Raw genomic sequence first — 21,324 nt, 5'->3', positions numbered from 1 at the left:
CAGGACTGCGATCTTCTTCAGGTAGTCAAATTGTCGAGCGCCCGCTCGGCTGCGTGGAGGGCACTGCCAAGGACGGCTTTCCCCATCGTGGCGGTCGCCTTGCGAGGATCGCCTCCAATGACGCCGACCCTCGCGAGGGCGTCGTCGGCAGTCGACCACGGCCAGGTCGTGCCTCGATTGAGAACGAACTCCTCGATGCGAGCGCTAGCCCCGGCATGGTGCGGTGGGATTCGATCTAGATGCACGTCTTGAGCTGCAAGCGCGAGCATGATGGCGGTCTCGGTGATTCCCGCGTGTATCTCGGGGGTCGATCCGTCGTTCGCAGCGATAGTCGACAGTGCGATCGGGTGGATGATGCAACCGGTGACGCCGTGGTCATGCTCGAGTTCTCGCAAGAACGGTTCCAAGAGTCCCCGGTTGCCTCCGTGGCCGTTCACGATCAGGATCCTCCTTGCGTCAGTCGACCGTAGATGCTCGGTGATGACAGCCTCGAGCAGGGATCGGAGGCTCGTGATGCGCAACGAGATGGTTCCGGGGGCCCAACTGTGCTCCAGTGACAGTCCGTATTGGATTGCAGGAAGCTGCCATATGTCGAACCGTTGACCGTGCTCCTGTGCCAGGAGTGCGGTGAACTGCTCTGCGATGATGGTGTCGGTGTTGAGCGGCAGGTGCGGGCCGTGCTGCTCCTGTGCTCCGATCGGCAAGCACAGTATGGAATCAGCGCTGATCGCGTCCGAGATCTCGAATGATGTCAATCGGCCGAGTGCCCGCATCGCCGGCCTGGTGTCGTCGTTCATCGCGGTTGCCGTCGACCGATGCGGATGAGGAACTCGTTTTCCTCGGTGAAGTGATCCTTACTATTGTGCTGGGCGAGAGCGGCCAGCACTTCGGTCTCGAACGCTTCGAGGCGATCGCCGAACAGGTGCGGCGCGGCGAATGTCGTCGAGTAGAGGTATCCGAGGATGCTTTCGGTGGTCCATTCCCGGTGCACTGGTACTCGTACTTCTTCGACCTGGTTAAAGGGGGATTCCTCCATGATCTCGCTGTAGGGCCGGTTGTGGTGGTTGAACGTGCCGCTCCCGGCGCGGCGTTCTTCACCGAGGAAGTCTTTGATGACGTTGCGAACCGATTGCTTCCATGGGCTGTTGGCGACCCAGAAACTGTTGTCTCCGAAGATGGCGACGGCGCCGTCGTCCGCCACCTGGTCGTCGAGCAGCTCTAGTACCGTGGCTTGATCGAGCCAGTGGAAGGCGCGGCAGATGGTGACCAGGTCTGCTTGCCATCCTGCTGGGGGTTTGAACTCTTCGGCCGTCGATTCGACCAGCGATAGACTAGAGCCTTCGGGGAGCTGTGGACGCAGGGCCTTCTCTGCCACCGCGAGCATCCCTGGGTCGTTGTCGATGGCGATGATGTCATCGAAGTGGTGCAGCAGGGCTTCGGCGACGAGTCCGGTCCCGGCCCCGACGTCGAGTAGTCGGCGGGGCGAGGCCGCGACTGTGGCCTGATCCAGAATCGTGGCTACCTCCTCCGGAATGCCGGGTCGGAACTGGCGGTAGTAGTCGGCGGTGCCGGTGAATAGGCTCATGCGTTCCTCGTCTCGAGTAGGCGGCAGATGTATTGAACGGCGTCGGTGAAGTTCTCCGCGACGTGCACGTCGTTGGTCACCAACGGGGATTCGTTAGGTGGTGTCCGTCCATGTGAAATCCAAATGACGGTGGCGTTGACGGCTCTGGCGCCGAGGATGTCGCACTCCCAGTCGTCGCCGACATGGATCAGGTCTGAGGCCGCGAGCTGGTAGACGCTTGCGGCATTGATGAACGCCTCCGGGTCGGGTTTGGCGAAACCGGTATGGCAGGAGGGGAAGTGGGTGCTAACCCATGGGGCGAAGAGTTGCTCAAGCCGCTCGGTGTCGACCTCGGCGCAGGTGACGTTGGAAATGGTCACTACCGTCGCCCGCTGGCTCAGTCGGCGCAGTGCCGCGGGAACCCCGTCAAAGAGGACCAGAGGTGATACAGGGAACCCGGAGGGGAAGTCTCGGGGTGATATCTCCAGTGCGGCGCAGACCTTCCCGATGACACTTGGGGTGATCGTCGGCGCGGTGTGGAGAATTCCGCGCATGATGCGTCGGGCTTCTTTGGGCGTGAGCGGTGACAACGCTGAGAGTCGGGCGGCTATACCGGGCCCTTGCGCACCGCCCAACGTTCCTCCGATGTCGAGACTGACTACTGGCCTCTGTGAGGTGCTCATTTGGCTTCGCTCCTGTGTTGGGGGAGCGCGGCCACGATGACCACGATTCGCGCTGCGCGGATCGATTCGGTGCTCGCCTCATTGAGGAAGGTCAGTGCATATCTCAGTTCGGCGCTGTCGAGTGCGTCGAGGTTGCGATTGCTGTTCTGCGCGGCTTCTGCGAGGTCTTCGGGGATTCGACGCGGGCGGATACCCCGTGGCAGGTGGAGTGTGCCGCTCCAGGTTCCATCCGGCGTATTGACGGGTGCTTTCTGGCGAAGGACTGTGACGTCGTCGAGCGTGATGATCTGCACAGGTGCGGGTCCTGACCCGAGGTCGAGGAGGCCAGAGAGGAACGTGTCGTGGCCGTCGAGGCGTTCGTCCAGGACGAGAAGCGGACCATCTTGGCCCTGCCGAGTGGTCCCGTTGACGGAAATCTGGGTCCTGGGTTGATTCATCGGATGCTCCGTGGGTTGGCGCCGAGGCCAGGATCGTCGGACATGCGAAGTCTGCCGTCCATGGGATTCCAGGGATCGGTGTACTGGAGTTGGCGGCGAGGTTCCCACTGGTGGCGGTATTCCACGGCAGGCACTGCATCAGGGTACGCCGCAGCCAAGTGGATGCCGGGGACCATTGACCGCCCGTGTGGATACATTGGAACTCCGGTGTTGCGGCTAGTCTCGAGAATTTGGACCGCGCGTGTAATACCGCCGCATCCGACGACGTCGATTGTCAGTGCGACCACGCGAGACTGCTGAAGGAGCGATTTGAAGTCGTCCTCAGGGCGTAGGCGCTCGCCGATGGCAATGGGCAGACCCGCGGCGGTGAGTCGGCGGTAGGAGGAGGCGAGGTGTTCGGGGAGAGGGTCCTCGAGCCAGATGAGTGGGGGCAGTTCGGTAGTTGCCGCAACCGCTTCGGCGAGCGCCCGATCCCAGGTGCCGACGGCGTCGACGGCGAACGAACCGTCGAGGACGGAGCCTGCTCGGTGCATTGCGGTCACGAGCTTCGCAGCCTCGACTTCCACCGTTCGTTCTGGCCTGCGGCGCAGGCCCCATTTGGTGAAGGCCCAGGCGTATTCAGATACCTGGCTGAGCGCGCGTGTACTGCAGGTGTCGCTGAGGTCTTGGCTGAGCCATGAGAAATAGGCGCGAACCGCGCGCGAGCTGCGATGCGGAGCGAGCAGGTTCGCGACTGTTCGGCCGACAAGCTTCCCGTGCAGATCCCATATCGCACAGTCGATAGCGCCGACGGCCCAGTCAGAGATTGTCGGCAGATGGGATCGCAGGTGCGGTCGAAGCCGTTCATGCGCGAAGGGCGATGCTCCAATGACGAGGTCCCTGGCTGCTTCGATTGCTCGACCGATGATCCCGCTGACCGGTCCATACCAGCCGGTCTGGTCGGCTGCATGCACGCCGACGAAGACCGTGTCGTCTCCAGGTTGGGTTCGCATGCCGGTCAGTGCGACCGTAACCCGGTTGATCAGCGGTTCGGACACGGTTCCTGCCGGGAGGTAGTCGTCAGCTCGATCGCGGCTTGTAGCAACCCTTCCGAGTCGAATGCAAGTTCGTGCGCCAGGGCTTGCTGCGGCATGGGCCCACGTGGTTCTCTCCACCCGATGACCCGGACCGGCCTGCGCACTCTTCCAGCCAGGAGTCCCCACACTGCAGCAGGATGACCGATGGTGGCTATGACCACCGGGGACCGCTCCCCGAGGAAATGGCGCACCTCCGCGTCCGTCATTCCCCTCGGCCACCGCCGCGGGTCGCCGAGCACAGTCAGGTCGAGCAGGCCGACCACCCGGATACTGCACCCCAGTTGCCTCCGGATGTTCGGTACGGCGGCGCTGATGACGGCGGCGGCGAGATCGCCAGCTGCGACGAACGTGAGTTCCGGCTCTTGCGGGTCGCTCAAGTGCGGCCAGATCGCTAGGCCACGTGCCATTTCCTGTTTGATCGTGAGCTCCGGTATTCGCACCTTCGAATGCTTGCCGGCGATGACGATGTTGACGTTGTCGGTCGACTCAAGCATGCTGTCAAGCGCAACGGCAGTCCGGTGCGGGTCTGCTGGAGTGAGCACGTGGACGGCGGGATCCTCGGTTGCCAGGAGCGCGGTCGCCAGTGATGGGTCGCCGTGGGTGTAGGTGTTGTGCCAACCGTAGGAGGTCAGTAGAACGTTGAGGCTGGGGGTCTTTGCGCGCCCTGCGAGTCGACGATGCTTGAGATGGCCGATCAGTCCCGAGGTGAAGAGAGGCGCGAATGCCTCATAGGAGACGAGAAGGCCGCGACGTCCGCTGGCGGTCCATCCGCCCAGCCAACCCAGGAGAATCTCTTCCGCCAGTACCTCGGACGTCCATTCTGCGCTCGCGAGCGAGCCCAAGTGGTTCGATTGAAGCTCATCGGGACTGAATAGGTGAAAGTCACCCTGCGCGGCGTGCTTGACCAGAACTTCGGCGACGGCATCGCCAAATCCCTTTGGGCGCACCAGTTCGAGCCCCTCAGACCCGCCCTCCGCCGCTGGCCAAATACTTGTGCCACGGTTCCAGACGGCAGCATTGAGAGCTTCGGCCAGCACCCCCACTGGCCGCGCATCGCGGTCGAACAGTTCAGCCGGGCGGTATGACACCAGCCAGCGCTCCAGTAGCTCCTGCTGTCCGCACTCATCGCGGACGAGCGTGAGCGGGGTCTTGTGCAGCCTTGCAGTACCCAGAAGTGGTATGCCATCGACTGATTCGGGCCCGGTCCAGCCCTTGACACAGGAGAAGACGACCGTTGACTTCGTCCCGGCGACGACGTCTTGAATGGAGTCGGCGAGTGCGTTGCTGAACGCCCGGTGCGCTTCCAGAGCGTCGCCGTCCACGCGCACGACCCGGGCATGCCAACCTAGACCAGAGAAATACGCCTCGAGTTCGGTCTCCGTCATCGCCCCAAGCAGCGATCGGGAACCCATGCGGAACCCGTTGAGGTGCAGGATTGGAAGGACTCGGCACGGGTCGAGTGTTCGGGCAGCAAGCCATGAGGCGGCTGTCGTGGGCGTTTCGCACTCGCCATCGCCGATGATGGGCACTGCAATCCGCTCTGGTGCCGCCATGGCCAGTCCGTGGCTGAAGGCGAGGGTGCCTCCGAGGCAGCCGCCGGGCGAAATCCCGCCGGGCAGCAGCGGGTGCGTTTCGGCTCCCAGACCGCTCACCTGCGGAAAGTCTGCTGCAAGCTGCGCCAAACCGGCCGCGTCGCGCGTGTACTGGGGCCGGATAGAAGCGAGGTGCCCGTTCAGCCAGGAGTATGCGAGCTGGACCACCCCGGCGTGACCTGCGCCGATTACTGGGATCAGTTCACGTTCGGGTGGAGCGACTCCTGCCGCGAGGGCCGTGTGGGCGAGGGCCCATGCGGTACCGGGCACGGTTCCCCAATGCCCAGCAGGACGGGCCTTGATCTTCGCGTTGAACGTCCGCTCATGCAGCGTAGGCGGTACGTCGAAGTGCACAAGCACCACAGCGACAAAGGTCGCTGCTCTCCATAGTGCGTCAGCCAGCGCGTTCACGGTTGCACCAACCACTCGCTGCCGAACTTGAAATACCACAGGGATCGGTAGCCCTCCCATGCGGCGGGGCGCAGGCCGGTATTGTCGAAGATCCGTTCGATGTCCCGGCGCGCGTGCAGGTAGTACCCGACAGACGCCGATCCGTCTGCTCGCAGATACGCCATGATCGAATTGTGTGCTTGGTACACCTGGAAATTCGGGAACTCGGTGATGTAGGGGAGCATTCGAGCTACTCCGTCGCGGAGCTCGCGCAGCGAGTCCAGTCCTACGATGTACGTGAACGAGGTGTCGTGGCCCGCCCGCGCTGCCCGGCGAAGGAGGTGCGGCATCTCCTCGGGCGCCAGATCTGCCTTGCTTGACTTGAGGAGCAGCGATCGCCTCCCGAAACACTCTGCCGTCAGACGCAGCACGAACGGTGAAACATGCGTCGCCAGTTCCTCGAAAGCGGCGTCTGTCCGAAGTACCGAGGTAAGGAATCCGATCCGGGCGCCGATACCCTGAGCGGTAAGGACCTCGCGAAGGCTCCGGACATGTCCTACCGCAGCTCGCTCCCGTTCGAAGCAGCCCGTCGAGACCGTCACTTCCTGAAGCTCAGTCAAGTCGTGGCGCGGGTGCTGCGCGGTCATGGCTGCCAGCAGTTCCCCGAGTTGTCTCTCTTCGGCCAAGCGCGGATCAGCCGCCGCTTCCAAGGTATTGGGACAGAATGCGCACCCCACGCATCGACTGCGGGCGTTGGGATTGAGTGTCGCGGCCCGCCCGTCATCGCGGAAGTATCCGCCGACGGCATCATCGGCGACGACCCGTTCGACCGTGCCTACGACTTCCTCATCAAGCATTAGCAGATCGTCTTGAAGCCGGAACGGGGAGGTCCGCATGTTGAGCGGCACGATGACGGTCCATGCAGGTGCCGGACGCATCGACAGCCGTATTGCAATCCGCGCACGGTGCTGACCTTGCTCAGCCCAGATACCATGCAGATTGATCGCGATAAGCAGAATGTCCTCAGCTGGCACCTTGTAGAGTTTCGCCAGCCGTTCGACGTCCGAGAGCGTCACCACCGCTGCCGAATCAGGATCAAGTACTGCCACTAGGTACTCCGTTCTCCTCACCAGTGCATCTGGGCCTCGTTGGCCTAAACGGATGTTTAGGATCCATTGTGTGTCGCTGCCTCATGAATTTGCTTGCGGCCGTTACATCCCCTCTTGCTCAGGAACAAGCGTAGGAGGATCCGGACAGCATCCGCAATCTTCTGGGATTGCTCAATGCCGCATTGACTACTGGCGGCTAACTCTGTATGTCAATTTTCTCTGTGAGGTTGGAGCGGTTCGGATCCTCCCTGTCCTACCGCTGTCACCAGATGTTTGTTTCAGCATCACCAATGGGCGGGAGGTGGACTGGAACTTTTCCGCTCCAGAGCCCGTTACCTCAGCCTCTCGCAGCAGCCGGGAGAGCGCGACAGGCCCAACCAGCGCCCTCATCCCGTGGAACCGTTCCACAGCAACCGGACAGCCCGCAGCAGACTCGGACGCAACCGATACGATGGACGCTCGTCCACCGACCTCCGGAGGCGACGACGTGTCCCGGCGAAAGCTCTTTGCGACCAGTTCGATCGATCCGACGTTTTGGCATGACTCCGAAGTACGGACTTCGCTGGCTCGGCGCGACATCGCCGCGTTGCTCACCGCGTTCATCAACCACCACACCGACTGCACGCAGACCAGGCTCGCCCAACTCATCGATCACGATCGCTCCGACGTTTCCCACTGGGTCAATGGCCACCGGCAGGCGTGCGTCAGCGATATCGAAGTCCTCGCCCGCATCGCGGATGGACTACTCATGCCCGATGCTTCACGCGTTCTGCTCGGGCTCGCACCCGCCCGGGCCCGCGCCAGCACATTCGCTACGGACCCCGCTTCGCCCTCCAGTCTCGGTGACCGAACGGCCATCGATGTCGCGATCTGCGGCAGCCGCAGGGGGGATTCCGACACCGACGCCATAGACGCAGTCATTGCCCCACTGGCACGACTGGTCCTGCGCGAGGGCTGGCAGGTACACCACGGTCCAGTTGGACTCGGGATTGAGGTCATGACCTATATGGCGGACCAATACCAGCCACCGGGCGCCGACGCGGCCATTGGCCGCTACGGGCACCACAACGTCGTCGCCCCGGCGCACTGGGTCCTGGTTATCGGCGGAGGCCAAGGCACCGCGATCGAACTCGACTACGCCACGACATTGGGTAAGCGAGTCATCCCGCTCGCTGCTAGCGGTGGAGCCGCCGCACAGTTCGCAGCCGAGGCTGCCAAAGACAGACGCCTGCGATCCTGGATCACCGACGAGGCCTTTGGATCGCTGATCGCCTGCACTCCAGAGACCTACCCGACACAAGTGCTCAACCTGACCCGATCCGGCACCACCGAGGAAGTCCAGAACACATGACCAATAACAATGCCCGGCCGTACGTACTCCTGTCAGTTGCCGCCTCAATCGACGGCTACATCGACGACGCCACTCCCAACCGCCTCCTACTTTCCAATGACGAGGACTTCGACCGTGTCGACCAGGAACGCGCGGGCGTCGACGCCATCCTCGTCGGCGCTAACACCATCGCCGCCGACAACCCCCGCCTCATGGTCAGATCCGAGGACCGCAGGCGCACTCGGGTCCAGGCCGGCGCGACCGAGTCACCCATCAAGGTGACCGTCACCCGAGGCGGCACCATGCTCGACCCGCAGGCGAAATTTTTCTCCACCGGAGACCAGGACAAGCTCGTCTACACCACTAGTTCGGCGCGCACCGACGTCGCGAAACGCCTGGAGAATGCCGCAACCGTCATCGACGCTGGCGACCCGCTCGATCTCAACCGTGTCTTGGGCGATCTCGCTAGGCGTGGAGTCCAGCGCCTAATGGTCGAAGGCGGTAGCCAGATGCACACCTCGTTCCTGAGCGCAGGACTCGCCGACGAAGTCCATCTCGTGGTGGCGCCATTCCTCATCGGCCACCAGTCCGCTCCGCGATTCGTCGGTATTGGTGAATTTCCCCAAGGCCCCGACAACCCGTTCCGACTCGCTGATGTCGAGCGTATCGGCGAAGTCGTCCTACTGCGCTACCTTGCGCCCACACAGTAGCTGCCAAAAGCAATAGCAGCGATCCATACGGTCCGCTCTACTACTACAGATATAATAGCCGGTTCCATTCGGCAGACATGAAAGAAGCAACATGAGCAACGAGTCAGGGTCGCGATTCCGCGATGCGTGGATCGAGGGCATCAAGCGGCATTTTCCCGGGGAACCCAAAGCGGGGTACATCGCCCCTTGGGAGGAAATGCCCGAATGGGAGCAGACCGCTGCCGCCGCCGTATACGAACAGGTCCGCCACTTCATCGCGACCAGCGACGGCGCTATCGCGCACCTCGCCCCAGTGCAACGCGGCCAATTCATCGCCGCGTGCTGGAATGCCCAGATCCACCGGCTTCTACCCTCCCCCAAGGCCAGCTACGTCGCCCCGTGGGAGGAGCTCCCCGACTGGCAGCGCGCCACCGATATGGACATCTTCACCCACATCGAGCGACTCGAATCCCAACGCGGATAGCCACTCCAGATCCAGGACGCGTGTCCGCCTAGAGCAGGACACGGTGCTGTCAGGCACACCACCGAATGCAGCGCCGCCCTAGAGTTGACTCCCGCAAACCGACTCGAAGCGGCCGTCGACTATCTCGGGGTCACAAGGCCTTGGTTCATCGCCCGCTGTGTCAAACTCAGCGGAACTGAACTCGACGGGCCCCTGCGCTCACGAAGCCGTCCACCTGACCGACCGGAGTACCATGCCCTCCACCACACTCACACTCGGACGCACGATCGCCGTCACCTTCGAACCCGGCGACGACTTCCTGACCGAACTCAGTACCGTCTGCCAGGACTACGGAATCCGCCAGGGCTACCTGCCGATGTTCGTCGCCGCGTTCACCACCGCCAGCATCGTCGGCACCTGCAAGGCCGTCGAAATCCCCGCCGCACCGGTGTGGGACCAGGTGCAGCTCGAAGCGGTCGAGGCCGTCGGCGCCGGCACCCTCGCATGGGACCCGCAACAGCAGAAGATCGCCCCGCACCTGCATCTCAGTGTCGGCGAGAAGCGCCGCTCGGCCACCGGGTACACCAGCCACCTCCTGGGCGCTACCGTAGATTTCCTCGCCGAGCTGATCATCCAGGAAGTCACCGCGCCCCAGCTCCTGCGCGAGCCCGACCCCAGCATGTACAACGTGCCACTGCTGCGCTTCACCCCCGGCACAAGACCCGGCGAACCACGGGCCTGAGGTTTCGCTAGATTCTGTACGGTTCGATAACACCTTGTGCCGATCACTTCCTCGCATCCATCCTGGTGTACATGCTCGCCAACGCTGTTCCCCTGTACCGGATTCGGATCCGCGCACCGAAGCTTGAACTGCGCTTGGCACTACCCGATGAGCTGCCGCGGCTGGGGACCGCAGCGGCGGCGGGCATTCACGCGTCTGATGAGCGCCCCTATCTCGCTCGGCCCGGGAGCACCTCGTGGGTGCTGCTGGAGCCCCGAGAGCGGGCGCGCGCCGTGGTGCTGCAGCAGTTCGAGGCCATCGGCGCTTGGAGGCCCGACAAGTGGGTGCTCCCGCTGGGCGTGTTCGTCGACGACGAGCCGGTCGGGGTGCAAGTGGTCTACGCCGAGCACTTCGCGCTCACGCGCGAGGTGGCCTCCTCCTCTTGGCTGACCATCACCCGCCAGCGCCAGGGCCTGGGCACACAGATGCGCCAGGCCGCTCTGGCGTTCGCGTTCGATGCGCTGCATGCGCGCACGGCGTTGACGCGCAGCTTCGAGGACAATCGGGCCGCCTGCCGGGTTTCGGAGAAGATCGGGTATGTCAGCGACGGCAGCGAAATCGCGGCCCGAGAGGACGGGAGAGCACACCTCGCCCGCCGGTTCCGCATCAGCGCAGATCAGTGGCGCTCAGGACCTCGGCCCCCGGTCGCCGTCACCGGCCTGGACCGTGCCCTGCCGTACTTCCTCGGCAGCGCGCCATGATCGAGCACCGACCCGTCCGCGCATTCGACGATTCAAGGAGTGCTGCTCATGCTCGCCGATCTCATCCCCCTGTTCCACTTGCGGATCCGTACCGCCCGGTTGGAACTGCGACTGCCCCACCCCGACGAGCTCCCCGCGCTGGCCGCCGCAGCCGCATCGGGCATTCACCGACCTGACGAGCGGCCCTTTCTCGCAGGACCTGGCGAGACGGCGTGGGCGCTGCTGCCCCCGCACGAGCGTGCGATGAACCTCATCCAGTGGAACCTGAGCGCACTCGGGAGCTGGAAACCCGAGCAATGGCGCCTCGAACTCGCCGTGTTCCTCGAGGGCGAGCCCATCGGCGTGCAGGCCGTCCATGCCGAGCATTATGCGATCACCCGGCAGGTCACCACGGGGTCATGGCTGCGCCTCGACCGCCAGGGGAATGGCCTCGGCACCCAGATGCGCGAGGCGGCCCTCGCGCTGGTCTTCGATCATCTCGAGGGAGAGTGGGCGCGCACCTGCACCTACGACCACAACCTCGCCTCGAACCGCGTCTCCGAGAAGCTCGGATACCGGCCCGATGGGCTCGACGTCGTCGCAAAGGAGGACGGCCGAGCCCACACGGTGCGCCGTCATCGGATGTCCAAAGCAGATTGGACGGCCATGCCCCGGGGTGCGGTCGAGGTTGACGGAGTCGCTGACGTTCGATCCTGGGTCGGACTCGATGCTCAAAATGGAGGAGACCGACAAGGGTAAGGCTCTGAGTCGGAGCCCGGTCGATCCGCCGATGCCCATTTTCACAACAGGTCATGCACCGCCGCACCATCTTCCGCTTGCCGGGCAGGTCATGCGCGAATCGGGATGGCGGGTTGGCCTCCGGCCAGGGGTCCGGCCACTTCCAGCAGCCGCCCCACGGCACCATCGATGAAGGCGTCGAATCCGGGGGAGATACCGGTCTGAACGCCCTCGAACCAGAATACGTGTCCGGCGCGCTCGTGCCCGGGCCGGACCACCACTGCCGTGCCGCCTTCACGCGCCCACGCCACCGGGTAGACGTCCTCGGTCTCAAGTTGTTGCGAAGCCAGGTCACCGGTCGCCGCCAACTGCGCCGTCATGGCCGCCATGCGGCTCCGGTCGCCCAGCTCCGCGAGCCCGAACAGCGCGACCGGCCACAGCGCGGGCCAGCCGTCGGCATACCGCAGGAACCAGCGGTGGCGCTCGTCGAAGACGATGCCGCTCGCCCGCTCCCCGGCGGCGATCGCCACCGGTGCGGCGCGCGATCGCGGCGGCCCGGCCCGCAGATTCCCGATGTCGAGCCCGGCGAGCGCGACCAGGGCGCGCATAGCCGCATACAGCGGCAGCGGCCGGTCCGCGAACGGGTCCCCAGGAGTGTCCATGCCCGACCGTATCCCGTTCGGAGGCTTCGGCTTCGCATCCCGCCAGGCGGCATGTCGGTACCAGTCCCGGCCAGTGGTCGGGCGATAGTCCCTGTCTGAGCTGCCGTTCGCACCGGGCGAGGCCGACAGGCAGGCTGCAGCGTTGCCGCAGCTCACACCGTCGCCCCGATGTCGATCACGTGCGGTGCAGTACAGGTGACAAACCCGCTCGGGCGCGCTATCGTCTTGTCTCGTTCCGAACACATGTTCGACTAAACTCAAACTAGGAACGGGGGTTCTCATGGCGTCTGGCGGTGCCGTGCGCGCCGACGCGGCGGCGCTCGCCGCTCGGCTCGGCCTGGTGCGCGCCCGGGATCTGGTGCCCGCCCCGCCGGCCACGGCCGGCGGGGCGGCGATACCCGCACCCCGCACCCTAGCGGTCACCGCCGACATCGCCCCGCTCCTGCCCGGCGCCGGCATGGCGGCCAGCACCGCCATCGGCGCCGGCGCGACCGGTGCGCTCGCCCTGCTGTGGCGGCTCCTGGCCGGGCCGACCACGGCAGGGCTGTGGTGCGCGGTGCTGGGCCTGCGCGGGATCTACCCGCTCGCCGCCGCCGCTGCCGGGGCGGACCTCGACCGGCTCGCGTTCGTGGACGCGGCCGGGCCGCGGATCGGCGACGCGGCGAACGCGCTCGCCGACGGCCTCGCCGCCCTCGTCCTGCCCTCCGCCGCACTCACCCCCGCACAGACCCGCCGGCTCGCAGGGAAGGCCAGGAGGGCAGGGTGCGCGCTGATCTGGTGGGAGACCCGGCACGTGCCCGGCGTCGACGCCCGCCTGGACGTGGCCGCCGCCCGGTGGCAGGGTCTGCGCGCCAACACCGGCCGATACTGGGGTGCGGGCGAGCTCGACGCGGTCGAGCTGGAGGTGCGCGCCGCATGGCGCTCCGGCCGCGGCGCGCTCGAGCGCCTGTGGCCCTACGGCGGCGCCCCGCAGGCGCCCTCGAACGTGATCGCGCTGCGGCGGCGATGATGTCGCGGCTGCTCGTCGTCCACCTCCACGGCATCGATGCCGCGACCGACCCAGCACGGTTCAACGCGGTGCTTGACATCCTGACCGCGCATGCGGCCCACTTGGAGGTCCTCGGTCCCGCCGCCGCGGCCCTGCGCCTTCCCGGCCACGGCGACGAAGCGGCCCTCGCGGAGGCGGTCCTGGACGCCGTCACCGGCCTGGCCGGGGCCGACGCCGACATCGGGATCGCCGACACGCTCCTGGCCGCCACCCTCGCCGCCGCCGAAGGCCGCATCGTCCCACCCCGCAGCGACGCCGCCTTCCTCGCACCCCGACCCCTGGGCGACCTGGCCCGGACCGGCCTCCTCGACCCCAAGACCGTCGAGACGCTCCGGCACCTGGGCATCGGGACCATCGGTGCGTTCTGCGCGCTCGACGGCGCCGCCGTGGCCGAGCGGTTCGGGGCTGCCGCCCGCCGCGCCCAGACCCTGGCCGCCGCCGACCGCGACCGCCCGCTCATTCCCCGGGCCCCCGACGAGGACCTCACCGTCGCAATCGAACCGGACGAGCCCTGGGCCACGGTCGAGCAGGCCATGTTCGCGGCCCGGCCCCTCGCCGAGGAGCTCCTGGCCGCGCTCGCGGCCCGGAACCTCTCCTGCACCCGGGTCACCATCACCGCCGCCACCGCCGCCGGGCTCACCCGTACGCGCACCTGGGCCACCGATCTGGACACCGACGCCGCAGGGCTGGCCCGCCGGGTGCGGTGGCAGCTCGACGGCTGGCTCACCGCCGGCGGCACCGACGCCATCGCCCGCCTCACCCTCGCCCCCGCCGCGGTCATCGGCCTCATCGAGGCCGGACGGGGCCTGTGGGAGACGAAGTCCCCCACGGAGCTTCGCGCCGAGCGGGCGCTGCGGCACGCCGAGACCCTCCTGGGCCCCGGGACGGTCGTCCGCGCCCGCGAAGGCGGAGGCCGCGACCTTGCCGAGCGGCTCCATCTCCTGCCCTGGGACGCCAATGACCGGCCCGAGCCGGGCGGGCCCTGGCCCGGCACCCTCACCGGCCCGCCGCCGGCGATCACCGTTGCCGAACCGGTCAGCGTCCTCGACACCGCAGGCGAGGCGGTCACATGCGACGCCCGCGGGTTCGTCTCCGCCCCACCCGCATTCCTTACCGATACCGACGGCACCCGCACGGCGATTACCGAGTGGGCGGGCCCGTGGCCCGTCCAGGAGCGCTGGTGGGACCCGGCCCGACGCCGCCGCTACACCCGCCTCCAGGTCCTCCTCGCCGACGGCCGGGCCGCGCTCCTGATCCGCGAGCACCAGCGGTGGACCGTCACCGCCTGGTACAGCTGAACCTCAAGCACCCGCATGGACGGTCAACCCAGGGTGCTTGCGGCGGGCACCGCGGCTACTCCAAGGTCCCGAACCGGCGCCGGTCGGCAGCGATCATGTCGATCCAGTCGCTGCGCGACACCCGCAGCTCCTCGGCTCGATGTTCAAGCTTGCCGTCCGCTGCGGCTGCGGCGAACTCGGCTCGCAGGAACCGGGTCTGGACCGCTTCCCACACGACCAGCTGCTGCCGCAGCCGGTCGATGATCTGCTCCAGCGGCAATCGCACGTCAATGGCCGCATCACCAGTTGGGCCGTGGACGAATCCGCGGGTCCGCTGCGCCGCGATGTAGATCCGCGTCATCGCCTCCAGCACCGCCAACGTCTCCGTATTGTCCGCGCCCCACCAGTGGGACACGCCGCCCTCGAGCGTCTCGTAGAACGCCGGATGGCCCGGCAGCTCGTGCCCGGCAATAGTCTCCACAACGCATTCGCCGGGACTGCCGTCGGCGTTTCCGGTGTCGACCAGGAGCACGGTGTGCGAGCCCGCGTCGTAGAGCACCCGGGTCCGCCCACCGAAGAACGCGCTCAGATCCGGCTCCTCCAGTGCGTCGGGGAAGTCCTGGACCGCGGCGGCGCGGGCAGCATCGGCAGTGGGGTAGGTCGTTTCCGTCATGCCGGGAACTTAGATGCACCGGCCGCCGCCGTCAACCCGCAGCGGGACACTCACCCATCGAATCCAGAGTCCACGCCGTCGCCGCCTGGCAGGGAAAGCCGATGCCGGGGGCGTCCGAGGCCCACCAGCGATCATGCGCGACGCCGCCCCGCAAGGTCGAGGTCGTAGACGGCCCGGTGCTTCCCGACGCCCTTGAAGTCGGTGATGACCTCGACGCCTTCGGCAGTGACCTGATCCCCTGGCCGGTTGGTGAACCCAAGGCGCATCCATGCCCGGTGGGCGACATGGTTTTCAGGAGCCGAGGTCAACGTGATCCTCGTGCACCCCCGCTCGGCCGCCACGGCGCGCAGCTGGCCGACGAGCATCCGCGCCATGCCTTGCCTGCGGTGGCCGGCGTCGACCATGAGGTCCTGGAGATAGATCTCGCCCGGTCGCGTCTGCGACTGCACCGCGATCGCCGCAGCCACCACCACACCCTCGTCATCGAGCACCACCGGGCACGTGTCCGCGAAATGCGTGGCGTACAGCCAGTAGTCGGAATCATCCCTCGCCCGCACGAACGGCGCGCCCGCCGCCATCAGGTCACGGACCGGGCCAGCGAGGTCGAGCGTCAGATCAGTGAGGCGCATAAGGCGCCATCGTAAGCGGTGCGGCGTGTTCGGGTGGGCCCGACTCGATCTGCTTGCCATTCGCACGGTGCCACCCGCGCCCCGAGGGGCCCTTCATGGCGGCGGTCGGCGTTAGCATGATGGCACGATCCCACGCACGAAGGCGCCCAAGGCGCTGTACGGAGAGGGCTACCCGGTGACGGACATGCTTGACGAGACGGCCAGCGATCGCGCCGGTCACCGGCACCGGTTGGGCCCCTTCGATACTGAGACCGACCCGTCCAAGCATGACGCCGCCATCACCGCGCTCGCCGGCGCGGCCTGGGCGCGCTGCGGTCTCTGCCGCGCCTCGCATGCCGCAGCCCTCGCCGGACACACCGCGGTCCTGGTGCGTCTGGTCGAGCTCGTCGCCCGCGCGTACACCAGCCGCCACCCACTGCGGGAGCTCTCGCCGGACGGGACCACCCAGCGGACCGCCGACCTCGCCGAGATGACCGCCACCGACCGCGCCACGGCACTGGACCGGATGAGCCGCGAGGCCCGGATCCAGCTCACCGACCACGCGGCGAGCCTGCTGGTCGGCGTGTGGTGGATGCGGCAGATGGCCGCCGAAGCACCCGAGCGCGCCGCCGCGGCAATCACGCGCGCCAGGGAACGATACGACCTCCCCTCGGCCGAGGCGGCGGGCGCAGGTCCGGCCTGGGCGTGGGCGCACCTCCACACTGCCCGGCGCACCTACGAGGGCGCCTCCGCCGGGTCCTACACCACCGAGTACACGCTGCACCTCGCCACCACCGACGATCCTGGCGACGCGGACGTCCTGCTCGGTCCGATCGCCCTGGACCCGCCGGTCTCCTCTGAGCGCGAGGCCGACCTGGTCCTCGACGCACTCGGATGGGCCCGGGCCTGGGCGCGGGGCCGCTGGCAGGAGCTCGATCCCGCGACGCTCCAGCAGGGGAACGTTCAGTGGCCCGACGGGCGGGCATGGGTCCGTTCCGACGGGCACCAGGTCCTGCGGGTGCGCCGCGGCGCACCCGCACCCATCGAGCCGGTCCCCTATGGCGAGGACTTCCGCTGGCCGCTGCAGTCCGACCGGTACTACCCCGTGGACGACCTCACCCTCGTCGGTCCGCCCCCAGGCCACGTCCGGTACGCGCTCGGCCATATCGCCTCGTCCGAACCGGGCCAGCTCCCGACGTCCCCGGTCCGGACCGACCCTGGGAGGGCTCCGGGTCTTGAGGACGAGCGAACCGCGAGGGCTCGCGAGAGCGTTGAGCGGTTCCGGCAATGGCTCGGCGACCAGGTGCAGGCCCACGGCTGGCCGAGCGTCGGCGCTGATACCGAGCACCTGTCCCTGGCGGTCCTGGCTTGGGTGGCGGGCGACCCCGACGAGCACCGCCGCGCCCGGCAGGTCCAGTGCCTGGCCGCTGCGGTCGCGGCCGGGCACGCCGACCCCGCGCACCTCGAGACCCTCGCCGATATGCCGCCGTTGCCGCCGACAGCGCTGCTCCAGGCCGTCTACCGCCTCTACCCTGAGGCATGATCCCGCAGCCGCACCAGCCAGCCTTAAACCAGAAAGCCGAGACCCGACTGCGGCGCTCGCAACGGCAGGGCACGGCGCGGCAGCGCATAGAACACACCCGGGCTTGCACCGAACCGGCCGCCAGCGCCCCTGGTTTCCACCGAGTCGGACAGCGCGCGAGCCCCTCACCGAAAGCAGGAACCTCACATGGCCGCCGAACCGACTATGGACGTGCGGGTGACGGTTAGTGTCGACGACACCGTCGTCCAGTCGCACGCGTCTTCGACAGCTGCATCGCCCGAAGCACTGTCCATATCGACGCCGACCAACTGCGCTCCGCTCTCGAACTCGGCGTTCTGAAAGCGGAGGTGCTGATCCACCCCCTCCAGCCGGGCAAGTACCTCAACCGCTGATCATGCGGACCTGGTCGCTGCACCGTCGTGGTCCTCCAGCAGTCGCGCGCCTCGCCGCCACCGCGGGCGCGCTGGTCTCGGCGTTCCTCCGAGGCCGGGTGCCGCCTTGCTGCAACTGCCGCACCCCAATAGCGGCCGGCACCGCGCCTCAGACGGGCAGGTAGCGGTCGATGACGCTCCACAGTTCCTGCGCGACGAAGTCCGCGAACGCCTTCGTGCGTGCAGGGTCGGGATCGGGTTCGGGGTCCTCGTCGGTGAGGGTGACGGCGAGATAGTCGTGGTAGTCGCCGTAGATCCGGTGGGCCCAGATCGTGACCACTGCCTGATCCGCGCCAGAATCAGTGCTCACGAGGCAGGCGTCCGCATCGGCGGCGAGGTCCGCCCCGGCAGCGGCGAGGGCGTCGGCCAGGTCGGGTGTGGTCTGCAGGGTGCGGGTGCAGCCGCTGGCCGGGCCCCAGGGGATCGTACGCGGATAGGCCCACAGCATCTCGATGGCGACCTCGGCGCTCCCAGCAGGACGGCCGTCGATGACGAGGTCGAAGGCGACGCGGCAGCCGCCCGCGTTCGCGAACGACCCCTCCGGGGACGTGGTGAGTCCGGTGAAGGTGAAAGCCGGGCTGTTGCTGTCGGCCGCTTCCCAGGCGGTCGCCGAGCACAGCCCGCCCGGGTCCTCGGCTGCGGGGCCGAGCAGGCGCTCGGCGCGTGTCGGGGCCGGCTCCCACCACGGGCGCTCCGACAAGACGGTCGCCAGCCCCATGCCGACCGCGAACATCACCAGCGCCAGCGCGGAGGTGAGCAGCCGCCGCCCGAGACCCGGCCGCCATGGCCGGGCCCGGTTCGTGGGGACGGCGGGCTCATCCATGGCCGTCGGCGCCTTCGAAGTCGGCTTGGTCGAGGTCGGCGCCGCTGGTGCCGGTGCTGCCGGCTTGGCCGGCGACGGCGCCGTGGAAGTCGCCGAGGGCCTCGATCGAGCCCTGGACGTCTTCGGCGGTCTTGCGGTGCATGTCCCACAGGAAGATCACCAGGGAAATGGCGGCGATGATGAAGCCGATGATGATGGACAGGGGCGCCAGGAGGGCGCCGAGGAACCCGCCCAGTCCGAGAATGTAGGCCCACAGGCCGCTGGCGGCCATGCCGTTGCGCGCGGCGACGTCATCGAGGCCGGCGAACTGCTCGCGCAGACTGGTGTCGAGCTCCTCCAGCGAGGCCTTCAACCGCTCGGCCATGTTGTACAGCACCAGCGCGGTGCCTTCGGCCTTCGCGCGGACCTCCTCGAAGAAGACGTTGATGCCCTGGTAGATACCGCCGCCTTCGACCCATGCGCGGAACCGGTCGGCCAGATCGCCCCGCCAGGAGTCCTCCAGCAGGGTCTCGAAGTCCGCATCCGACAGCGTCGCGAACCGCTCCTGGGTGGCCTGGTGCAGCCGCAGGGCCGCGGTCTGGATCGCGACCGCATCGACCGAGCACAGCTCGTACACCACCTGGCTGGGCAGGGGCGCCTCGGCGAAGGACCCTGCGGGGTTGCCGATGCCGTACTCGACGGCGAGCTCGTCGAGGATCCTGATGTACTCGGCCTGCTCCTGGTAGAGCGCGACGATCGGGTTGGCCCACGCGGTGTCGACCGCATCGGGCAGGGAGGTGACCTCGTCGGCCATCGTCAGCTCCTCCAGTTCTCGAGCTCGGCCGCCAGCGCGTCCATGTCCGCGGTGATGGCGTCCTCGGTCTCGAGCCAGCGGTCGACGAAGAGCGCCAAGGTCTCCCGGAGGTCCTCGATGAGCTGGGCGGCGGTCACCGCCTCCCCCGCTCGGGCGAAGAACACCATCTCGATGGCGGCCGCGGCGCCTTCGGTCCACAGTGCGTCGGGTCCGAGGCAATCGAGCGGGAGCATCAGAGCGCTGTCGAGGTCGGCGGGGTCGACGGCGGCCGGGGCCTCGGTCGCCAGGAGCGCGGCATGGCCGGTGAGGGCATCGAGCCGCGGCCCGAGATGGTCGCGGTAGGCCAGGACCGCATCGGGGTCCATGAACACCTCGGTCACGGCGCCGCCTCCGCTCCGGGTCGGTCGCCTAAGAACGGGACCGCGCGCACCACTTGCTCGGCGAGGAGATGGTGGGCGCGGTTGTGGGCCGCGATGACGGCCGCGGTGATGTCGGCGGGGTCCATCGCCTGGGCCTGATCGGATCCGATCGCGATCCGGCAGTGCCCGTCGAGCTCGGCGGTCGCGGTGACCGCCCCGCCGGCCGCGGACGCGCTCGCCTGCATCGCCCGGACCAGCCGCTCCCGCACGCCCTCGAGGTGGCCGGCCGCGTGATCAAGCGCGTCCCGGCGTGAGCTACTGGCGTTCACGGTGTCGCCTCGGGTCGGGCCAGGGCCGCCTGGATCTGGTCGACCCGTTGGTGGAGGCTGCCGATCAGCTCCGAGAGGGCGGCCGACCGCCACTGCCAGCCGTCGGGTTCGAAGTCGAGGTCGGGGGCGTCGATGTCGACCGCGGTGAGGTCGCCGAGGAGGTTCATGGCCGCACCGACCCGGCGGACCGGCCACGCCTCCGCGACCGTCAACTCCGCCAGGACGGGCGCCGCCCTGACATCGTGCGGAGTCGCGCCTGCGGCGGCGAGCTCGCGGCGGGCATACATGATCACATCGGCATCCAACGGGACTCCCTGGACTAGGGCCACATAATCGGACTTTCTTCATGCTACTGAGCGCCGCCGCAGCTCACCGCCCTCGAATCGACAAGTGTCGCTAACTCGTCACTTCGCGGTCGCAGCGGCTCGCCAGGGCAGCAGGCCACCTGCACACCCGTCAAGCGACGGCCGAGAGCGCGACACGATCAGCGTCACTAGGCCCCTGGGCGCGCATCGGGCGATTGCCGATCCCTAGGCCGCCGCCGGGTCCCGCACCGGCCCGAAGCCCGCCCGCACCAGCACGTCATGCGTTGCCGTGCATACTGGTCGCCATGACGGCTCCCGATCCTGCACGGCATTTCCTGGTCCGACCCGGCGCACCGTTCACCGAGGCGCTGGACCTGCCGGGCTGGGAGGACTACAGCATCTGGGGCTATGACGACCCGCTCGGCTCCTTTTTCGCGCAGCTGTGGCGCAACGACTCCGGCGGTCCCGACGAACCGCAGGTCGCCATCAACGGGTTCGACCGCCGCCTGCCCTGGCCCCAGACACTCGCCGTCCACATCCGGTACCACACCAAGACCGACCCGGCCGCCGTCGTCGCCGCGCTCGGCATCGCCGACCCCGACCCGCATCTGCGACCGCCCTCCGCCCTGCGCACGGGCCTCAGCGAGCACCCCGACAACCGCCCTTTCGCTGAGGGCTGGCGGTACGCCCTGCACTGGCTGCTCGGCACTGTCGACGAGGCCCCAGGGTCACGCGTCAAAGCCCACCCGTTCACCGGCGATCCCCACCGGGCAGCCGCAGAGAGCGCCTTCGCCAGCGGCCGCTGCTACATGACCGTCGAACGCGAGTGGTACGCCGGGGCCGACACCGCGCTGGCCTGGGCGCTCCGTCGCGCTGAGGACTGACTGCTGATGACGCTCAGCATGTGTCAGCTCCGGATAGTTGGCCAGCACGGTGCGCGC

26 protein-coding genes are annotated in these 21,324 nt (G+C 67.5%); 10 read left to right on the top strand and 16 right to left on the bottom strand.

What is annotated here, in order from left to right; genetic code table 11:
* Positions 1 to 17: 17 nt before the first annotated feature.
* The 7 genes from WA640_RS19910 to WA640_RS19880 are packed head-to-tail and all read right to left on the bottom strand — an operon-like array spanning position 18 to position 6,851.
* Positions 18 to 797, bottom strand: a complete 780-nt coding sequence (locus WA640_RS19910; RefSeq protein WP_335989976.1) for a creatininase family protein — start codon at positions 795 to 797, stop codon at positions 18 to 20.
* The gene (locus WA640_RS19905) at positions 794 to 1,585 is read right to left on the bottom strand and encodes a class I SAM-dependent methyltransferase (RefSeq protein ID WP_335989974.1); all 792 of its coding nucleotides are present in this window, start codon (positions 1,583 to 1,585) and stop codon (positions 794 to 796) included. The genes WA640_RS19910 and WA640_RS19905 overlap by 4 nt, the downstream gene beginning before the upstream one ends.
* Complete coding sequence (locus WA640_RS19900) at positions 1,582 to 2,247, bottom strand: HAD family hydrolase (RefSeq protein WP_335989972.1); 666 nt, start codon at positions 2,245 to 2,247, stop codon at positions 1,582 to 1,584. The genes WA640_RS19905 and WA640_RS19900 overlap by 4 nt, the downstream gene beginning before the upstream one ends.
* Positions 2,244 to 2,684, bottom strand: coding sequence for a hypothetical protein (locus WA640_RS19895; RefSeq protein ID WP_335989970.1), 441 nt, complete (start codon positions 2,682 to 2,684; stop codon positions 2,244 to 2,246). Before WA640_RS19895 ends, WA640_RS19900 begins: the two co-directional genes overlap by 4 nt.
* Positions 2,681 to 3,721: an enolase C-terminal domain-like protein gene (locus WA640_RS19890; RefSeq protein WP_335989967.1), complete on the bottom strand. Its 1,041-nt coding sequence runs from the start codon at positions 3,719 to 3,721 to the stop codon at positions 2,681 to 2,683. Before WA640_RS19890 ends, WA640_RS19895 begins: the two co-directional genes overlap by 4 nt.
* The gene (locus WA640_RS19885) at positions 3,706 to 5,763 is read right to left on the bottom strand and encodes a hypothetical protein (protein ID WP_335989965.1); all 2,058 of its coding nucleotides are present in this window, start codon (positions 5,761 to 5,763) and stop codon (positions 3,706 to 3,708) included. Before WA640_RS19885 ends, WA640_RS19890 begins: the two co-directional genes overlap by 16 nt.
* The gene (locus tag WA640_RS19880) at positions 5,760 to 6,851 is read right to left on the bottom strand and encodes a hypothetical protein (RefSeq protein ID WP_335989963.1); all 1,092 of its coding nucleotides are present in this window, start codon (positions 6,849 to 6,851) and stop codon (positions 5,760 to 5,762) included. Before WA640_RS19880 ends, WA640_RS19885 begins: the two co-directional genes overlap by 4 nt.
* A 487-nt stretch (positions 6,852 to 7,338) precedes the next feature.
* Here WA640_RS19880 and WA640_RS19875 point away from each other — a divergent pair, with 487 nt between their 5' ends.
* The 6 genes from WA640_RS19875 to WA640_RS19850 all read left to right on the top strand — a co-directional run bounded on the left by WA640_RS19875 (position 7,339) and on the right by WA640_RS19850 (position 11,553).
* Positions 7,339 to 8,202, top strand: a complete 864-nt coding sequence (locus WA640_RS19875) for a hypothetical protein (protein WP_335989960.1) — start codon at positions 7,339 to 7,341, stop codon at positions 8,200 to 8,202.
* Positions 8,199 to 8,891 carry a RibD family protein gene (locus WA640_RS19870; RefSeq protein WP_335989958.1) on the top strand — a complete coding sequence of 231 codons (693 nt, stop codon included), beginning with the start codon at positions 8,199 to 8,201 and terminating at the stop codon, positions 8,889 to 8,891. The genes WA640_RS19875 and WA640_RS19870 overlap by 4 nt, the downstream gene beginning before the upstream one ends.
* 91 nt (positions 8,892 to 8,982) lie before the next feature.
* Positions 8,983 to 9,354 carry a hypothetical protein gene (locus tag WA640_RS19865; RefSeq protein ID WP_335989957.1) on the top strand — a complete coding sequence of 124 codons (372 nt, stop codon included), beginning with the start codon at positions 8,983 to 8,985 and terminating at the stop codon, positions 9,352 to 9,354.
* A gap of 232 nt (positions 9,355 to 9,586) precedes the next feature.
* On the top strand, positions 9,587 to 10,075 hold the full coding sequence (locus tag WA640_RS19860; protein WP_335989956.1) for a PPC domain-containing DNA-binding protein: 489 nt from the start codon (positions 9,587 to 9,589) through the stop codon (positions 10,073 to 10,075).
* Between the two features lie 71 nt (positions 10,076 to 10,146).
* The gene (locus WA640_RS19855) at positions 10,147 to 10,815 is read left to right on the top strand and encodes a GNAT family N-acetyltransferase (RefSeq protein WP_335989954.1); all 669 of its coding nucleotides are present in this window, start codon (positions 10,147 to 10,149) and stop codon (positions 10,813 to 10,815) included.
* A gap of 48 nt (positions 10,816 to 10,863) precedes the next feature.
* The gene (locus WA640_RS19850; protein WP_335989951.1) at positions 10,864 to 11,553 is read left to right on the top strand and encodes a GNAT family N-acetyltransferase; all 690 of its coding nucleotides are present in this window, start codon (positions 10,864 to 10,866) and stop codon (positions 11,551 to 11,553) included.
* 89 nt (positions 11,554 to 11,642) lie between these two features.
* Here the strand turns inward: WA640_RS19850 and WA640_RS19845 are convergent, their stop codons facing one another.
* Positions 11,643 to 12,140, bottom strand: coding sequence for a hypothetical protein (locus WA640_RS19845; protein ID WP_335989949.1), 498 nt, complete (start codon positions 12,138 to 12,140; stop codon positions 11,643 to 11,645).
* A 334-nt stretch (positions 12,141 to 12,474) separates the two neighbouring features.
* Between WA640_RS19845 and WA640_RS19840 the strand changes: the two genes are divergently transcribed.
* Entirely contained in the window at positions 12,475 to 13,203 is a 729-nt protein-coding gene (locus tag WA640_RS19840) for a hypothetical protein (RefSeq protein ID WP_335989947.1), read from the top strand.
* Positions 13,203 to 14,540 (top strand): hypothetical protein, encoded by a 1,338-nt coding sequence (locus tag WA640_RS19835; protein ID WP_335989945.1) that lies wholly within the window; start codon positions 13,203 to 13,205, stop codon positions 14,538 to 14,540. The genes WA640_RS19840 and WA640_RS19835 overlap by 1 nt, the downstream gene beginning before the upstream one ends.
* A gap of 55 nt (positions 14,541 to 14,595) precedes the next feature.
* Here WA640_RS19835 and WA640_RS19830 read toward each other — a convergent pair whose 3' ends face one another.
* Together WA640_RS19830 and WA640_RS19825 are read right to left on the bottom strand one after the other, a co-directional pair.
* Complete coding sequence (locus WA640_RS19830) at positions 14,596 to 15,192, bottom strand: hypothetical protein (RefSeq protein WP_335989942.1); 597 nt, start codon at positions 15,190 to 15,192, stop codon at positions 14,596 to 14,598.
* A 131-nt stretch (positions 15,193 to 15,323) separates the two neighbouring features.
* Positions 15,324 to 15,821 (bottom strand): GNAT family N-acetyltransferase, encoded by a 498-nt coding sequence (locus WA640_RS19825; RefSeq protein ID WP_335989941.1) that lies wholly within the window; start codon positions 15,819 to 15,821, stop codon positions 15,324 to 15,326.
* Positions 15,822 to 15,996: 175 nt separating this feature from the next.
* On the opposite strand from WA640_RS19825, the gene WA640_RS19820 reads away from it, so the two are divergent.
* Positions 15,997 to 17,343 (top strand): hypothetical protein, encoded by a 1,347-nt coding sequence (locus tag WA640_RS19820; protein ID WP_335989939.1) that lies wholly within the window; start codon positions 15,997 to 15,999, stop codon positions 17,341 to 17,343.
* 182 nt (positions 17,344 to 17,525) lie between these two features.
* Here WA640_RS19820 and WA640_RS19815 read toward each other — a convergent pair whose 3' ends face one another.
* From WA640_RS19815 to WA640_RS19790, 6 genes are all read right to left on the bottom strand, one after another.
* Entirely contained in the window at positions 17,526 to 17,702 is a 177-nt protein-coding gene (locus WA640_RS19815) for a hypothetical protein (RefSeq protein WP_335989938.1), read from the bottom strand.
* A 181-nt stretch (positions 17,703 to 17,883) separates the two neighbouring features.
* Positions 17,884 to 18,597 carry a hypothetical protein gene (locus WA640_RS19810; RefSeq protein ID WP_335989937.1) on the bottom strand — a complete coding sequence of 238 codons (714 nt, stop codon included), beginning with the start codon at positions 18,595 to 18,597 and terminating at the stop codon, positions 17,884 to 17,886.
* On the bottom strand, positions 18,590 to 19,390 hold the full coding sequence (locus WA640_RS19805; protein ID WP_335989935.1) for a hypothetical protein: 801 nt from the start codon (positions 19,388 to 19,390) through the stop codon (positions 18,590 to 18,592). Before WA640_RS19805 ends, WA640_RS19810 begins: the two co-directional genes overlap by 8 nt.
* Positions 19,391 to 19,392: 2 nt before the next feature.
* On the bottom strand, positions 19,393 to 19,770 hold the full coding sequence (locus WA640_RS19800; protein WP_335989933.1) for a hypothetical protein: 378 nt from the start codon (positions 19,768 to 19,770) through the stop codon (positions 19,393 to 19,395).
* Positions 19,767 to 20,078 carry a hypothetical protein gene (locus WA640_RS19795; RefSeq protein WP_335989931.1) on the bottom strand — a complete coding sequence of 104 codons (312 nt, stop codon included), beginning with the start codon at positions 20,076 to 20,078 and terminating at the stop codon, positions 19,767 to 19,769. The genes WA640_RS19800 and WA640_RS19795 overlap by 4 nt, the downstream gene beginning before the upstream one ends.
* Entirely contained in the window at positions 20,075 to 20,371 is a 297-nt protein-coding gene (locus WA640_RS19790) for a hypothetical protein (protein ID WP_335989930.1), read from the bottom strand. The genes WA640_RS19795 and WA640_RS19790 overlap by 4 nt, the downstream gene beginning before the upstream one ends.
* A gap of 317 nt (positions 20,372 to 20,688) precedes the next feature.
* Here WA640_RS19790 and WA640_RS19785 point away from each other — a divergent pair, with 317 nt between their 5' ends.
* A complete protein-coding gene (locus WA640_RS19785) occupies positions 20,689 to 21,267 on the top strand; it encodes a hypothetical protein (RefSeq protein ID WP_335989929.1) in 579 nt (192 codons plus the stop codon).
* The last annotated feature ends 57 nt before the right edge of the window (positions 21,268 to 21,324 follow it).

This window comes from Glycomyces sp. MUSA5-2 (assembly GCF_037034145.1).
GTDB classification, from domain to species: Bacteria; Actinomycetota; Actinomycetes; order Mycobacteriales; family Micromonosporaceae; genus Glycomyces; species Glycomyces artemisiae.
This window is presented reverse-complemented; position numbering and strand designations above follow the sequence as displayed.

Bases quoted from the DNA above. Each gene is read 5' to 3' on its own strand.
- WA640_RS19845 (WP_335989949.1), bottom strand. From the start codon at position 12,140: ATGCGCGCCCTGGTCGCGCTCGCCGGGCTCGACATCGGGAATCTGCGG.
- WA640_RS19810 (WP_335989937.1), bottom strand. From the start codon at position 18,597: ATGGATGAGCCCGCCGTCCCCACGAACCGGGCCCGGCCATGGCGGCCG.
- WA640_RS19835 (WP_335989945.1), top strand. From the start codon at position 13,203: ATGTCGCGGCTGCTCGTCGTCCACCTCCACGGCATCGATGCCGCGACC.
- WA640_RS19805 (WP_335989935.1), bottom strand. From the start codon at position 19,390: ATGGCCGACGAGGTCACCTCCCTGCCCGATGCGGTCGACACCGCGTGG.
- WA640_RS19840 (WP_335989947.1), top strand. From the start codon at position 12,475: ATGGCGTCTGGCGGTGCCGTGCGCGCCGACGCGGCGGCGCTCGCCGCT.
- WA640_RS19855 (WP_335989954.1), top strand. From the start codon at position 10,147: ATGCTCGCCAACGCTGTTCCCCTGTACCGGATTCGGATCCGCGCACCG.
- WA640_RS19900 (WP_335989972.1), bottom strand. From the start codon at position 2,247: ATGAGCACCTCACAGAGGCCAGTAGTCAGTCTCGACATCGGAGGAACG.
- WA640_RS19825 (WP_335989941.1), bottom strand. From the start codon at position 15,821: ATGCGCCTCACTGATCTGACGCTCGACCTCGCTGGCCCGGTCCGTGAC.
- WA640_RS19850 (WP_335989951.1), top strand. From the start codon at position 10,864: ATGCTCGCCGATCTCATCCCCCTGTTCCACTTGCGGATCCGTACCGCC.
- WA640_RS19865 (WP_335989957.1), top strand. From the start codon at position 8,983: ATGAGCAACGAGTCAGGGTCGCGATTCCGCGATGCGTGGATCGAGGGC.
- WA640_RS19830 (WP_335989942.1), bottom strand. From the start codon at position 15,192: ATGACGGAAACGACCTACCCCACTGCCGATGCTGCCCGCGCCGCCGCG.
- WA640_RS19785 (WP_335989929.1), top strand. From the start codon at position 20,689: ATGACGGCTCCCGATCCTGCACGGCATTTCCTGGTCCGACCCGGCGCA.
- WA640_RS19870 (WP_335989958.1), top strand. From the start codon at position 8,199: ATGACCAATAACAATGCCCGGCCGTACGTACTCCTGTCAGTTGCCGCC.
- WA640_RS19860 (WP_335989956.1), top strand. From the start codon at position 9,587: ATGCCCTCCACCACACTCACACTCGGACGCACGATCGCCGTCACCTTC.
- WA640_RS19895 (WP_335989970.1), bottom strand. From the start codon at position 2,684: ATGAATCAACCCAGGACCCAGATTTCCGTCAACGGGACCACTCGGCAG.
- WA640_RS19905 (WP_335989974.1), bottom strand. From the start codon at position 1,585: ATGAGCCTATTCACCGGCACCGCCGACTACTACCGCCAGTTCCGACCC.
- WA640_RS19910 (WP_335989976.1), bottom strand. From the start codon at position 797: ATGAACGACGACACCAGGCCGGCGATGCGGGCACTCGGCCGATTGACA.